The sequence below is a fragment of the Thalassotalea sp. G20_0 genome, from assembly GCF_017744175.1.
Taxonomy (GTDB): domain Bacteria; phylum Pseudomonadota; class Gammaproteobacteria; order Pseudomonadales; family Endozoicomonadaceae; genus Endozoicomonas.
The window spans coordinates 167,629-183,093 of the sequence record NZ_JAGHQV010000008.1; the positions used below are offsets into that span (position 1 = coordinate 167,629).

9 protein-coding genes are annotated in these 15,465 nt (G+C 49.6%); 7 read left to right on the top strand and 2 right to left on the bottom strand.

All coding sequences use genetic code 11. The features are described 5' to 3' along the window. The first annotated feature begins 9 nt into the window (after positions 1-9). From J7438_RS07330 to J7438_RS07350, 5 genes are all read left to right on the top strand, one after another. A complete protein-coding gene (locus tag J7438_RS07330) occupies positions 10-1,011 on the top strand; it encodes a substrate-binding domain-containing protein (protein ID WP_209276039.1) in 1,002 nt (333 codons plus the stop codon). Positions 1,012-1,186: 175 nt separating this feature from the next. Next, positions 1,187-4,249 (top strand): beta-galactosidase, encoded by a 3,063-nt coding sequence (locus tag J7438_RS07335; RefSeq protein WP_209276040.1) that lies wholly within the window; start codon positions 1,187-1,189, stop codon positions 4,247-4,249. A 195-nt stretch (positions 4,250-4,444) separates the two neighbouring features. Next, positions 4,445-5,815: a melibiose:sodium transporter MelB gene (gene melB / locus J7438_RS07340; RefSeq protein WP_286196454.1), complete on the top strand. Its 1,371-nt coding sequence runs from the start codon at positions 4,445-4,447 to the stop codon at positions 5,813-5,815. 122 nt (positions 5,816-5,937) lie between these two features. Continuing rightward, positions 5,938-8,058: an alpha-galactosidase gene (locus J7438_RS07345; RefSeq protein WP_209276041.1), complete on the top strand. Its 2,121-nt coding sequence runs from the start codon at positions 5,938-5,940 to the stop codon at positions 8,056-8,058. A gap of 120 nt (positions 8,059-8,178) precedes the next feature. After that, a complete protein-coding gene (locus tag J7438_RS07350; protein ID WP_209276042.1) occupies positions 8,179-9,231 on the top strand; it encodes a class I SAM-dependent methyltransferase in 1,053 nt (350 codons plus the stop codon). A 136-nt stretch (positions 9,232-9,367) separates the two neighbouring features. Here the strand turns inward: J7438_RS07350 and J7438_RS07355 are convergent, their stop codons facing one another. Together J7438_RS07355 and cspE are read right to left on the bottom strand one after the other, a co-directional pair. Beyond that, entirely contained in the window at positions 9,368-9,886 is a 519-nt protein-coding gene (locus tag J7438_RS07355) for a ProQ/FINO family protein (RefSeq protein WP_209276043.1), read from the bottom strand. A 350-nt stretch (positions 9,887-10,236) separates the two neighbouring features. Further along, a complete protein-coding gene (gene cspE / locus J7438_RS07360; protein ID WP_101748687.1) occupies positions 10,237-10,446 on the bottom strand; it encodes a transcription antiterminator/RNA stability regulator CspE in 210 nt (69 codons plus the stop codon). Between the two features lie 594 nt (positions 10,447-11,040). Between cspE and J7438_RS07365 the strand changes: the two genes are divergently transcribed. After that, entirely contained in the window at positions 11,041-11,688 is a 648-nt protein-coding gene (locus J7438_RS07365) for a hypothetical protein (protein WP_209276044.1), read from the top strand. Further along, the gene (locus J7438_RS07370) at positions 11,627-15,202 is read left to right on the top strand and encodes a nuclear transport factor 2-like family protein (RefSeq protein WP_209276045.1); all 3,576 of its coding nucleotides are present in this window, start codon (positions 11,627-11,629) and stop codon (positions 15,200-15,202) included. Before J7438_RS07365 ends, J7438_RS07370 begins: the two co-directional genes overlap by 62 nt. The last annotated feature ends 263 nt before the right edge of the window (positions 15,203-15,465 follow it).

Below are 15,465 nucleotides of genomic sequence, written 5' to 3' on the forward strand. Positions count from 1 at the left end.
GAATTATTTATGGTTTCAATAAAAGATGTCGCCAGGGAAGCTAATGTTTCTACGGCAACCGTTTCACGGGTAGTCAATCGCTCGCCAAACACCAGTGATGAAGTGGTGCAACGGGTCTGGCAAACCATTCGGAAGCTGGGTTATCGCCCGGTGATTGGCCGACAATCGGCAACTACTATTGGCGCAGTGGTGTCTGATGTTTCAGAACCCTTCTTTGGGCAGATGTTGAAAGGCATTGATCAGGTTGCCAGAAACCATAACAAACAGTTGTTGATCCACAATGGCCACTACAGCGAACCAACCGAGCATCAGGCCATTGAGCGACTGATCGGTCACTGCGAGTCGGCCATTGTGCACAGCAAATGGTTGTCCGATGAAACACTGATAGACTTTGCCAGCCAAATCCCCGGTTTAGTGCTGATTAATCGTTACCTTGAACCCATTGCTGAGCGCTGCATCGCCCTGGACAATGTTCAGGGAGGCTACATTGCTACCCGACATCTGCTGAATAAAGGTCATCAACAGATTGGCTATTTATGTTCAGACCAATTTATCGATGACGCGCAAGATCGCCTTAAAGGTCACCACAAAGCCATGGCCGAAGCGGGCATTCCTGTTGATGAACGTTATATTGCCGCCTGCCCACCTACCGAAGATGGCGGACGACTGGGGGTTTATGACTTACTGGCAAAAGGCTTACCACTGACAGCCATCATCACCTACAACGATATCATGGCCGCTGGCGCGCTGTTTGGCCTGCAGGAAAACGGCCTGAACTGTCCGCAGGATATCTCTGTCGTTGGCTATGATGATCTGGTCATTGCCCGTTATCTGCACCCGAAACTGTCCACTGTCCGTTACCCCATTGCCGTTATGGCTGAACAGGCGGCACGACTGGCTATCAGCCTGAGCGATAAGAACAGGGGGAAGGTAACAGGCCAGATAATGATGCCGGCTTTTGTTGAACGCAACAGTGTGCAAGCACTAAACCAGTGTCAACAAACAGGCTGACACCAGAAAATGTAACAGTTACATAAGTTTGAGCTGGATCAACACTTTTTCCCGCCTTCACAGATAAGATACATCATGTTGAAGTATGAAAATTCTGGATAACTGTCGTCAAAAATGTCACTACCAGGTGAAATGATCTGTGACTCCAGAGACAGGAAAATGATTTAGCCAACCTATGAGTAAATTCATGCAGCGCGACTGGGAAAGCCCACAAATCACCGCACGCAGCCGACTGGCAAGCCATACCCCTATGAGCAGCTGGCGCAGTGAGCCACAAGCTCTGACAGACACTGGGAGTGATTCGGTATTAAGTCTGGATGGCCAGTGGGCTTTTGCACTGTATGACTCTCCGGAACAGGTGCCTGAAACATTTTCAAGGGAGGGTGCTGACCCGACACAGACCATTACCGTTCCCGGTAACTGGCAGCTACAGGGCTTTGATAAGCCCATCTATACCAACGTCAAGTACCCGTTCCCCTGCAACCCACCCCGGGTGCCTGTGGCAAACCCGACTGGCTGCTACTCCACCACGTTCACCCTGCCTGCGCAGTGGCAGGAAGATAGCCAGACCCGGGTGATCTTTGATGGCGTAAACAGTGCCTTCTATCTCTGGTGCAACGGCAAGTCCGTGGGCTATTCACAGGACAGCCGACTGGCCGCCGAGTTTGACCTGACCCCATACCTTCGGGCCGGAGAGAACCGGTTATGCGCAATGGTTATCCGCTGGTCCGATGGCAGCTACCTGGAAGATCAGGATATGTGGTGGCTAAGCGGCATTTATCGTTCAGTCCGCTTGCTCAATAAGCCACACCAGCGTCTGGTGGATATTCGCGTCACACCTGATCTCGATGACCGCTACGAACACGGCAAACTCACCATTGTTGCCGACACCAGGAATGCCGATGATCTGGCCATTCGGGCAACGTTGTATTTGGATAAAGACGCCATTGCCACCACCACATCCGCCATTGGTACCGCACCGATGGATGAAAAGGGGGGTTATAACGATCGCACATGCCTGCAGCTGGATATCAACAATCCGCAAAAGTGGAGCGCAGAGGCACCCAACCTTTATCGCGTTGTGGTCACGCTGACGGATCCGCAGTCAAACAGCGATATTGAAAGCGAAGCCTACGACGTTGGATTCCGTAAGGTAGAAATCAAAGACGGCCTGCTGCAATTAAACGGTCAGCCATTAATGATTCGTGGTGTGAACAAGCACGAGCACAACCCGGCGACCGGTCATTTTGAAACCGTAGACGATGTTCGTGAACACCTGATACTGATGAAGCAGCATAATTTCAATGCTGTTCGCTGTTCTCACTACCCGCACCAACCGGCATTCTATCAACTGTGTGACCGCCTTGGTCTCTATGTGGTTGACGAAGCCAATATTGAAACCCACGGCATGACTCCCATGCGCAAACTGGCCGACGACCCGATGTGGGCCAATGCGTTCCTGGAGCGGATGATGCGCATGGTGGCGCGGGACTTTAACCACCCATCCATCATCATCTGGTCACTGGGTAATGAATCAGGCTACGGTGCAGCCCATGATGCCATGTACCAATGGACCAAACGCACCGACCCGTCTCGCCCGATACAGTATGAAGGTGGTTGTTCCGATACCCCCGCAACAGACATCATCTGCCCAATGTATGGCCGTACTGATCAGGATCAGCCACAGCAGTTCCTGGGCAAAAACAAATGGGCGCTGACCAAATGGATCGGCATGCCCAACGAAACCCGACCAATCATTCTGTGTGAATATGCCCATGCCATGGGCAATAGTCTGGGCGGTTTTGCCGAGTATTGGGATGCGTTCAGAAAGCACCCCCGCCTGCAAGGCGGTTTCATCTGGGACTGGGTGGATCAGGGACTGGACAAGTTCGACGACAATGGCCAGCACTTCTGGGCATACGGCGGTGATTTTGGTGACCAGATCAACGATCGCCAGTTTTGCATCAATGGGCTGGTATTCCCGGATAAAACACCGCACCCGGCACTGTTTGAAGCCAAAAGAGCACAGCAGCCGTTTACTTTCGAATTAGTGGCAACCCAACCACTCACCGTGAAAGTCACCAGCGAAGCCTGCTTCTGCGCCACCGACAACCATCAACTGGTGTGGCAGCTGATGGCGGGCGAAGAGGCCCTGGTTGCTGGTGAAGTCACGCTGAATATTGCGCCCCGCTCCTCAGAACTGCTGGTACTGTCTGAGCAGTCACTGACCATCAGCGGCAAACTGCCACGACTGGATCTCTCTATTATCCAGCCTGAGGCAACCGACTGGTCCGAAGTCGGCCACGAAGTCGCACGCCAACAGTTTATGTTGACGGGATCGCTGGCCAATCAAGCGGTTACTCCTCGCTTGCCGACATCTGCGGTCATCAATGAAGCCGAATGCAACTTTACCGTCAATGCGGCAGGAAACACCTGGACCATTGATCGTAACAATGGCCAGCTGGTGAGCTGGGTAAAAGACGGCAAAGAACAACTGCTTACCCCGTTGGCAGACAATTTCTACCGCGCACCGTTGGATAACGATATTGGTGTCAGTGAAGTTGACCGTCCGGACCCTAATGCCTGGATGCCACGCTGGGAGCGAGCCGGATTAAACAACCTGCAACACCGCTGCCTGCTGGTTGAATGTGATGCTGAGAAAGGGCTGGTTCTGTCTCACCATGGCTATTTCCACCCGGAACAACCGGAAAAAGAGATTCTGCGCAGCGTATGGACCTACCAGTTTGCCGCCAGCGGCAGTGCCCGTATCGATATTGAGGTCACTGTTGATGGTGATATGCCGCCTATGCCCCGCATCGGTGCCTGCCTGAGACTGAAGGAACAACCGGCACAGGTGAACTGGTTTGGCCGTGGGCCCCACGAAAATTATCCGGACCGTAAGTTAAGCGCAGATATCGGACACTGGGAACAGTCCCTCAAGGCCATGCACACGCCTTACATTTTCCCAAGCGACAATGGTCTTCGGTGCGATACCCAGGCGCTTATGCTGGACGATATCCGGGTAACAGGACAGTTCCATTTCAGTGTCAGCCCATACGGTCAGGCACAATTGACCAGGGCAACGCATACCCACGAGCTTCAGGAAGAAGAAGGCATTTTTGTCTATCTGGATGGCTTCCACATGGGTATCGGTGGCGATGATTCCTGGACGCCGAGCGTTCGGCCTGAATACCTGTTGACTCAACCGATGTACCAGTGGTCGTTCGAACTGTCGTGATCACACATTCATAACCCTGAATCCACAGTGATACAGGGTTATTACCAGCAAGCTTTGAAATACCCTGAGACGGTTAACGGTTCAGAATTAACCGGCTGCCGGGATTCACTACATTTTATTGCTGTTTCTAAACAGGGGAGGTTAACTCTTCATTAAATGGAGGGTTAATTCAGATGCAATTCTCAATTGGCGAAAATGACAATGAATGCTCATGCAGATAGTCAGCATATAACGCTGAAAACCAAAGCATCTTATGGCCTGGGTGCCCTGGGAAAAGATTTTGCCTGTTCTATTATCTATATCTTTTTAATGTTCTATTACACCGATGTCGTAGGCCTTTCTGCCGCCTTCGTCGGTTCCCTGTTCTTCGTTGCCCGTTTTATTGATGCATTTACTGATCCTTTGATGGGCATGATCGTTGATAATACCCGCTCCCGGTTCGGTAAATTCCGTCCATGGATTCTCATCGGTACGCTGATTAACTCGGTGGTGTTATTGATGGTATTCAACACCCATCAATTTGAAGGCACCTTTGTTTATTTTTATGCAGCGGTAACCTACATCCTCTGGGGAGTCACCTACACCATTATGGATATTCCTTACTGGTCGATGATTCCGTCGCTTTCCAGCAAACGGGAAGAGCGTGAGCACCTGGTGGTCTGGCCACGTATTTTTGCCAGCATCGCCTGGACGGTCATGGGAACCTATGGTCTTTATGTGGTTGGTGTATTTGGTGGCGAGAATAAAGGTCAGGGCTTTTTCTACCTGAGCATCGCCATTGTTATTTCATTTATCGCCAGTGCGCTGATCACCTTTTTCCAGGTCAAGGAAAAAGTCGTGGATCAAAAAGTGTCCGGTGAGAAATTCAATATTGCCGATGTCAAAAAGATCATTGGTGATAATGATCAGCTGAAGTCACTGATCGGCTTTGTACTGTCCTTTAATATTGCCATTCAGTTAGTGGGTGGCTTTGCCATCTATTACTTCACCTACGCCATTGGTAAACCGGAACTGTTCCCAATGTTCTCACTGGTGGCCGGGGTGGCCGAATTCTCAGGCATCTTCCTGTTCCCCTGGATTGCTAAAGTAGTCAATCGTCGTTTGATGTGGCCCCTGGCCTGCGGCTTTCCGATTCTGTGCAGCTCCGTACTCTACTTTTCCAGCGTGATTGCCCCGGAAAGTGCCATTCTGGTGGGTCTGGCCGGTGCGGCCCTGAAATTTGGCAACGGTCTGTTCAATGGTCTCTCTACGGTTATGCTGGCTGATGTGGTGGACTACGGCGAAGCCAAAACCGGCTTGCGCAGTGAGAGCATTATCTTTTCAGTGCAAACCATGCTGGTGAAATGTGCCGGTGCCATGGCAGGTTTCCTGATCGGTTTTGGTCTGACGTTTATCGGCTATGTGCCCAACGTTGTTCAGACACCGGAAACCATTGTCGGACTGAAAGTGCTGATGATCCTGATTCCCGCAGTACTGATTGCCCTGAGCGCCATTATCTACAAAAAGACGTATCGTCTGGATGCCCGCTTTAGCAAGGATGAAAGTGCTGTAGCTGCTATTGTCTGAAGACCGATAGTTAACAAATAACCTGTTTTTTGCCCCCCTTATGTGGGGGTATTTTTGTTGAATAGTCAGAACCATTTCTTACGAGCACATTCTCAAGAGCACTTTTTCAAGAGTACAAAGTGATGAGCAAACCATTAATTCACCTTTTCACAGACACCACCAGCCTGGTGATCAAGGCAGGCACATCCCTTCCGGTGATGCTTTACTGGGGCAAGCGCCTGCCCGATGGCATTGATCTGGAAGGTTTCTTTACCGCTAACCACCACCCGGTACCCCAGGCCCGAATTGATACCGACACCCTGGTCTCTCTCTGCCCGGAACACGCCCGGGGACTGTTCACGTCGCCAGGTCTTGAAGGCAGCCGTCAGGGTGACAGCTGGTCACCGGAATTCACCCTGGAAGAGACGACACTGATTAATAATCAGGTGTTGTTTTCCAGCAGGGATACCCGTGCCGGCTTAAAACTGGTGATCCGCATGGGCCTGAATACCGCCTCACATGTGCTGGAAACATCGCTGGAACTCACCAATGAAGGGGACACACCTTACCAGCTGAATAAACTGTCCAATACCCTGCTACTGCCCACCCACGCCAGGGAAATCATGTACTTTCATGGTCGCTGGACCCACGAGTTTCAAACTGAACGCAAACTGCTGGATCGCAGCGGTTTTATCCTGGAAAACCGTCGGGGCAGAACTTCTCACGAGCACTTCCCGGGCATGATGATTGGCCAGCCCAACTTCTGCGAAACCGCCGGTAAAGTCTATGGCTTTCACCTGGGATGGAGTGGTAACCACCGCTTTCATGCCGAAGCGATGAGTGATGGACGCCGCTACCTGCAGGCCGGTGAACTGTTGATGCCGGGAGAAGTCGAGCTGGCACCCGGTGCAAGCTATACGACACCCACCCTATACAGCACCTACAGCAACAAAGGTCTGAACGGCATCAGCCAGAATTTCCACTGCCACGTTCGCACTGAAATCATCCGCTTCCCCGAGCCGGAAAAAGTTCGTCCTGTCCATCTGAATACCTGGGAAGGTATCTACTTCGACCACAACCCGGACTACATTCTGAAAATGGTGCGCTCAGCGGCAGAAATCGGCGTGGAGCGTTTTATTATTGATGACGGCTGGTTCCGCGGCCGTAATGATGACAAAGCCGCACTGGGGGACTGGTACCTTGACCAACAAAAATACCCTCAAGGTCTGCAGCCCATTATCGATTGTGTGAAAGAGCACAATATGGAGTTTGGCCTCTGGTTTGAACCGGAGATGATCAGCCCGAACTCCGACCTCTATCGGGCTCATCCACAATGGATGCTCTGTACTGAAGGGTACGATCAGGTCACCATCCGTAACCAGTACGTACTGAATCTGCAAATTCCGGAGGCCTTCGACTACGTTCTGGAACGTCTCGACAGCATGCTCAGTGACTATGATATCCGCTACATCAAATGGGATATGAACCGGGAACTGGTACAACCAACACACCATAATCGTGCTGCCTTCCACGGCCACATTCAGGCTTATTACCGATTGGTGGATGAAGTTCGCAGACGACACCCGCTGGTGGAAATTGAAACTTGCTCCGGTGGCGGCGGCCGGGTTGACTTCGAAGTACTGAAGCGCACCCATCGTTTCTGGGCATCGGACTGTAATGATGCCCTGGAAAGACAAACCATTCAGAAGGGTGCCAGCTACTTCTTCCCGCTGGAAATTACCGGTGCCCATATCGGGGCAACGCTTTGCCACACCACAGGCCGACAGCATAACCATGACTTCCGGGGTATTACCGCCCTGTTTGGTCATATGGGGGTAGAGCTGGACCCGGCCAGTGCTTCAGAGGAAGAGAAGCGCTCCTTTGCCAAATACATTGCCCTGCACAAGTCCTTAAGACATCTGTTGCATACCGGTGATCATTTCCGCTGCGACACCGCCCATAAAGCGTCACAGGGCTGGGGGGTTGTTAGCACCGATAAACAGGAAGCCGTGGTGATGTTCGCCCAGCTGGATATGCCTGAGTATGCCATGTCAGCTACTCTGCAAATTCCCGGCCTGAATCCGGAAAAAGACTATAAGGTTCAGGTATTGGAAAAAAGCTCTTCCGATATTTACATGAAACAGTGTCCGCCCTGGATGACCGAGCCTGCCATTATGAGCGCTGCCCTGCTTGAACAGGTTGGTCTGATGATGCCGGTGATGCAGCCGGAAAGTGCACTGCTGATTAAGATTACGCAGGTTTGAATTTAATACGATAACTGTTTTGTAACACCCCCGGGTTTTCAGATTTTGTCTGGAAACCCGATGTTTTCAGAATCATAAAGTTTGTCACCGAATACCCATTCATCACGGCAACCGGATAGATTGCTTAAATCTAATACCCAAAAAACAGCCTGGGTTTCTGGAAAAACGGCAACGCTGGCAAAAGCACAACTCTGGCAAAAGCACAATGATCTCTCTATTATCCGTACTCAATTAAAAAGCATGGATAAAACTAAAAGTCAGCTTATGCCAATTCTTTCATTTCTTCTCGGAGTGCTCCTGACATGGTTGTTTATGTCAGGCCTGATGGCTCAGGGTCTGGCACTGTTGATACGTATCTGGTGGCCATCGTCAAGCCGCGAGCGCGAGTTGAAGGTTGATCAGTGGCTGTTGAATAACCCGGTACAGCCCTCCTCCGGCTGGCGCTTGCTGGGTTACTGGAGAGACACGTCACAATACCGGCAGGCCTGCTCGGAAATGGCGGGGTTACTGGCCGACAAAGCCTGTCTTTCCAGTCAGGATAAAGTCCTTGATGTCGCTTTCACCAGCCATGATCAGTTGCTGGTCTGGCTGGATTATTACCAGGTTCAGCACCTGACGGCAATCGCCAGTGATGAGCAACAGATGGTTCGGGCACTGGAGCATTGCGGACATTTCAGTACGCTTAAACTGGTGCGGGGGGGTGACAAGTCGCTGGCAGAACGGCCAGAAAATAGCTGCGACAAGTTAATCGGCCTGGACTGCGTTTACCATCTGGAGTCCCGCTCTCATTTTTTCAGTCATGCCAGGAAAGCGCTAAGGCCGGGAGGCACTCTGGCGTTTACCGATATGGTGCTGTCCCGGCCATTTCAGGACCGTCGGGAGCAACGCCTGGTAAACAAGCTTGGTCGTATATCAGGACTCCTGGTTGAAGATATGCCAGTCAAAGAGACCTACGAAAACCTGCTTCACCAGCATGGGTTTGATCAGGTTGAGATTCTGGATATTACCGATGATGTCCTTTCCGGTTTCTGTTTCTGGTTTGGTCAACACTACCAGAGCCTTTCAGCGTTCACACGTTCGAAGATGTGGATCAGGCTGCGATTGCAAGTCTGGTTTATTCGCTGGATGCTTCACCGGGAGCAACTGCGCTATCTGATGATTATTACCCGCTGACAGGCTCACATAGTTTATCCACAGCTTTTGTGGATAAACTTGTGACAACATTCGGGATAGTTCACAAACGCCTTTCAATTCAGGCCGTTCGGACAGATTGATCAAAAAACAATCAGACCGACTTACTGGCATCCGTTCAAGTCTGTTTATTCACGGACAATAAACGAATCTTCTTAATAATGACCCGATCCCGTGTCATGACAAAATCACTGCTCTGGGTATACAGCTTGATTTCTGCATCCACTGCTTCACGAAGTTTCACCCGGCCTGCCGCCTGCCCCTGAAGGTTAATCCGGGTAGCACCGGGCTTAATCTTCTCAAGGTAGCGTTCCATGGACGTAAAAAACCGCAATGCAACCGGAATAATATGTGCAGGCAGCAGGTTTGCCTCTGCCATCTCTTTGTGAATACCAATCTTAAGGGGCCTTGGATCCGAAACATTGAAGGCACCGGGCCAGATAACTCGAACCAGACGCAGCGCCTCAGAGTTCATAACGTCACTTTCAGGCCGGTTATGCAGCCTATCAAGAATTTTCCTGGCCTCTTCCGGAAGTGCTTGATTCATAGGGGAACCGGAAACATCCTGTTCAGAGGCCAACTGCTGTTCCTGTTTCTGGATACCCTGGTCAGAAATATTACTGTCTTCTGCTGTCATCGACTGCCTTGCCCAAATAACACTCGGCATCCCGGGGAAATAATAAGCAGTGCCACCACTCTCCTGAGACGCCCTTGAAAACCAACACCAAACCAGCCTGAGCCAGCGGGAGCACTATAATGACGGATTCAGCCCCGCCATAAAAGTGTAATTTATCAACAAACCGTACCAATCATAAGAAGGGTACTGAAGAATAGGAAATTTTGGGCGATGCCAGGCGAATGTTGAGCAAGTACGTGAATCACAAGGGGCATAATCGGCTCTTCCCGCCTCCTTTGTGGCAGGCAATAAAAAAGGCAGTACTGTAAAGCACTGCCTTTTTTATGGGTCGCCCAAATGAAAACTGAGTTTTACAGAGGACGGATATCTTCAGCCTGCAGACCTTTCTGGCCCTGAGTAACACGAAACTCAACGCGCTGACCTTCAGTCAGGGTTTTAAAGCCTTCGGTAGCAATCTGACGGAAGTGGGCAAACACGTCAGGTCCACCGTTTTCCTGGCTGATAAAACCAAAACCTTTCTCGTCATTAAACCACTTAACGGTTCCTGTAGAGGTAGACATACTCATATCCTGATATTCAAATACTATAGGGTGACTTTGCTGGCAAAGCCGTTTAGCTAGAAGTTTTATTTTTGTTTATGAAGGATATGCAGAGAGACTACGCTCGGAACATCAAATCTTTTCATAAAAAAACTAATATCACTTTTAACGGTCCCTATCATACAGACTCTCGTCAGAAAACTCATCAGTGATTACCTTATCTTGAAATAATTCATGCCTCCATGACCCCGACAGCAGTGAGTAGTCGTAGCGTACACCTAAGGAATTTCAGGTACAGAATGGAACTTTACAGCACATCAGTTATCCGAGGTCGTCAATGTCATAGTGTTATTGGCTGCTTTGGAGAGGGCAAACAGGGCATTTCAAGGCATGTTTTTTTACACCAGCCGCATCGATTTTTCATCGAATCAGCGACCAATGCTGAAATGGGGAACTTTTATAAGAATCAGTAGTCTTTGGCTGTAATTCAACAGTTCAATAATTCTAATGGACACATTCAAACTGAACCTTGATCCTGATCTTTTTTATGCCAATTTACAGGGTTTTCCAGATAATTTTTTAACACTAAACGACACTTTTAGCTCATCGCCATGCATGGCTGGTTATTCTGTAGACATACATGATTCTCCCCTTGACGAATATTTCAATCAGGAAGTCACAAATCAGGAGCCACCTTCTCCACGATCACTGAATGACTTTTCAATTTCTCATTTACCATTTGCTGAAAATGCATCAACTCATTTTTCTCTGCCATCAACCCTTCTGGTTGCTGTAGTTGGCCCATTGAATAAAAATACACAACAGCCGGGGCATACCGTAACTTCTGGATTTACAGTCACTGAATCTTCCTGTTCTGGTGACCCTCAGCCACCTGCGCCTGAGGTGGCAAGTGCTTCTGAAAAACGCAAGACGAACAAAGCCAAAAACCAAGCCAAATACGTCGCATCCGAAAAAGGCAAGGCGAGCAGAGCCAGATACTTCAGATCCGAAAAAGGCAAGGCGTCCAAAGCCAGATACGCTTCATCCGATAAAGGCCTGGCGAACAAAGCCAAGTACAACTTATCCGATAAAGCCAAGGCTTACAGAGCCATCAGAAACGCCAGATCAAACGCCTATAAATCTGCCATAAGAAAAGGCTTTAGCGAAAAATTGGCCAGGGAGAAAGGAGAGTTGGCAGCTAATGCAAAAAGAGCAGAATTATCATCAGTGCTGCCTCTTGCCACTGTTAATTCGACTGACTGAAGGAATATTTGTACCGAATTCACCTTCTCAACATCAACTGTCCAGACAGGGTTTTATTCTGAAAGCAACCGCATCAACCTACTCCCGCCCAAAGCCTGCTGGCCGTGTTGCCCAAGCAGCTGGTTCAAGGGGGATTCCTGATCGCTCAAGAAGTACATTTAACGGTAAAAGAGTCTCAAACCATCCGTCTTATAGAGGTAGAGCCCCCACCCAGGATGTCGGCAAAAGTGTTGAGGACGCCTTTTGGAATAAAAACCCATTAAAGGGACGTCAAATCTCCTCGGCCGCGGTGCTTGGCACCTATAGAAATGATAAAACGTCTCTCAGAGGTGGCTTCTTCCTGCAAAAGCTCTGCTTACAGAACATTCTACACGGCAATAGAAAAGTGTCCCCGGACCAGGTCATTCAGGAATTCAACCGGAAACCAGATGGTGACAAAAAGTGCAAAATAGCGATAGTTCGCTTCAAAGCGGAATGTTGCCTGAAGGGCCTGCTGTTAAATGGACGACAGGTCTCACCAGATGCGGTGATTAATGGTTTTAAGGCAGTCAGGGCAACACTGGAGCTGGCGCGCTTTAAGGCAGAATGTTGCCTCAGGGGATTGCTGTTGAATGACCAGCTGGTCACAACGGACGCTGTGGTTGAGCATTTCCCGGATAGTCCGGAGGGCAAGTTGGGGGTAGCCCGGTTTAAGGAACAATGCTGCCTGATGGGTCGGCTATTGAATGGCCGACAGGTCACACCGGATATGGTAGTTAAGGGTTATCAGGCCAACAAAGCAACACTTGAGCTGGGGCGCTTTATTGAACAATGCTGCATCAGAGGGCTGCCACTCAATGGCCAGCGGGTCACACCAGCTACGGTGGTCAGGGAATATCAGTCAGCCGGAGCCTACCTGGAGCTGGCACGCTTCAAAGCGAATTGTTGCCTTAAGGGCTTGCCGTTGAGTGGCCAGCAGATCTCACCGGATACAGTAGTTAAGGATTGTCAGGTAGCCAATGCAACATTGTCGCTGGCACGCTTTAAGGAAGAATGTTGCCTGAGAGGCCTGGCGTTGAATGGCCAGAAGGTCACACCGGAGGCGGTGATTGAGGATTTTCAGAAAGCCGGAGCCACACTGGAGCAGTCCCGTTTCAAAGCGGAATGTTGCCTGAGGGGCCTGTTATTGAACGGCCAGCAGATAACAACGGATGAGGTGGTTAAGGATTATCAGACATCCGGTGCAACTCTGGAACTCGCCCGTTTCAAAGCGGAATGCTGCCTGAAGGGCCTGGAATTAAACGGCCAGCAAGTTGCACCGGATGCGGTGATCACGGTTTTCCCGGACAGTCTCGAAGGCAAATTGGGCAGAGCACTCTTCATGGTACAATGTTGCCTGAGAGGGCTGCTGGTGAATGGCCAGCAGGTCAGACCGGATTTGGTGGTTAAGGATTTCCCGGATAGTCCGGAAGGCAAACTTGGAATAGCGCGCTTTCAGGAAGAATGTTGCCTGAGAGGCCTGGCGTTAAATGGCCAGAAGGCGACACCGGATGCAGTGGTTAAGGCTTTCCCGGATACGACAGAAGGCAGGCTCGGAATAGCGCGCTTTATGCAGGAATGCTGCCTGAGGAGACTGGTACTGAATGGCCAGCAGGTGACAGCGGATGCGGTGGTTAAAGCGTTCCCGAATAGTTCAGAAGGCAGGCTGGGAATAGCGCGCTTTAAGCAGGAATGCTGCCTGAGGAAACTGGTACTGAATGGCCAGCTGGTTACCCCGGATGAGGTGTATAAGAATTTTCAGACGGCCAAAGCGACACTTGAGATCGCACGCTTCAAAGAAGAATGTTGCCTGAAGGGGCTGCTATTGAATGGCCAGCAGGTCACACCGGAAGCAGTGGTTAAAGATTATGAACGCGGTGGCTGGTTGCTCGAAAGAGCTATTTTTTATTCTCTACTGGCATTGCATGCCAGAGAGTTGAATGGCAACTATCTGGATAACCAGAAAGTGTTAGAAACGTTTAATGAAGTACCTGGCGATCATTCTTCACGACAGGCGATGTATCTGATTCAAAGGCTGAATCAATCTCAGGAATATGATGAAACCTGCGAAGCTCAGGATATCATTCAAACAGCCTGGCAACTATTAAACAACGTATCGCTCAAAGATGAGCAACATCGGCTGCAATGTATCTTGAAATTCATGGCTATGCAGAATGAATTGACTATCGATCATCAGGAAGTGTCAGCAGAACAAGTGTTGCAATCCATCAAAAAACTGAGGAACTCATTTCAGAATTCACGCGTACATTTCTTCTTCCTGGCACACTGCTATATCACGAGGCAGTCTATTGATGGACTGAAAGTCCACAAGGACCAGGTACTTGGCTGTCTTCAGAGTTTTCCGGAAGGAAGCAAACTGCACCATGATCTAGGCTTCTGGTTTGAACAACACAGCTACGAAGCCCATTGTGTAAATAACACCAGACATCGGCACAGAGATAACCTCCCCGACCTGATTCCCAATATAGAGAACGTCGGCCGAACAACGAAATACCGGGGTGAAACAGGCCATACATTCGCCACTCAGGGCATTACCACCAACGGGGCGCAAACTGTGAAGCAATGGTCAACAACTGGCAGACTGGATTTCCCGGAAAATCCGGTTCTGCGGTTAAATGCGCTAACACTGAAAACACTGGAGATTATCCAGGAAATCAATGTTTCTTATAGCAATACCCCCATTCTGATTACCGGTTCTTATGCGCGTTTTTTACAGGACCACTGCTCATTATTTAATGATATTGACATTATCTGCTCAACAGAGGAGCCAGCCAGAATACTCTTTGCAAAGCTAGAGGCACTGAACACCACAGACTCAGGAATTCCCAAAAGCATCACCATCTGGCAACTCCCGGGATGTCCGGAGATTAAACTACCAAAAACCTACAATATTCATCTCAGGGACGCGGATCTGTGTATGAAAGCCATGGGGCTTCAGGTCAGTGTTGACGCCCGATTAACCCATGACAATACAGCACCATTGGCCGTCCACGTTCCCGGTGTTGCGAGGCCGGTACTGTGTTTGTCGTTTGCTGATGAAACAAAGTTACTGAACGATACGCTGGAATACCTCGCTGAAAACCTGGACCCGCTGACCAGGCAACTACAAAGAGGGGCAGTATTTGACCTGCCTCGAACCATTCTTTTTAACGACCCCCAAAATATTGAGGAGCGTATTTATGGCTTGCTTATTCGCTCACTGCTTACCCTGAATAAAGCCGGGCAGTTTATTGATCTGCACTCTGAAGGCAAACCCGGAAAACCTGACTGTCTGCCGGAATATCTCCAAGAACAACGACAACGCCTGCATACGCTTACGGCACATCTTCAAACAAAATTGGCTGGCCATGTTTGCCGTGGTGATTTCGAGCACAGAATTAACAACTGGTTGTCAACCAATCAGTATGTGAGCGATTATGAAATCAAAAAGAAGGATTTTATCAAATCACTGCTTGTGCTGATGCATCCGGCATAAAATCTGGCACAAACAACAGTGACTCCAAAATGCTATCCGTTAATTAGCACTTAATCTTTGGACTTATCTTAATCCTGTAAAATGCCAGCAATTCCCGATGAATCACTAAGCCCTACAGCCGCAACAGTCTCAGAGGCACGGCAAAAACATGATCACATATTGATCAATCCAAGAACATTCATCATATAATGTTCATCCCAACCACATTTGTGTCGCTTGTTCTTGATACCTGCCTTTACTGATGTATCCAGCTTCAGAAGATT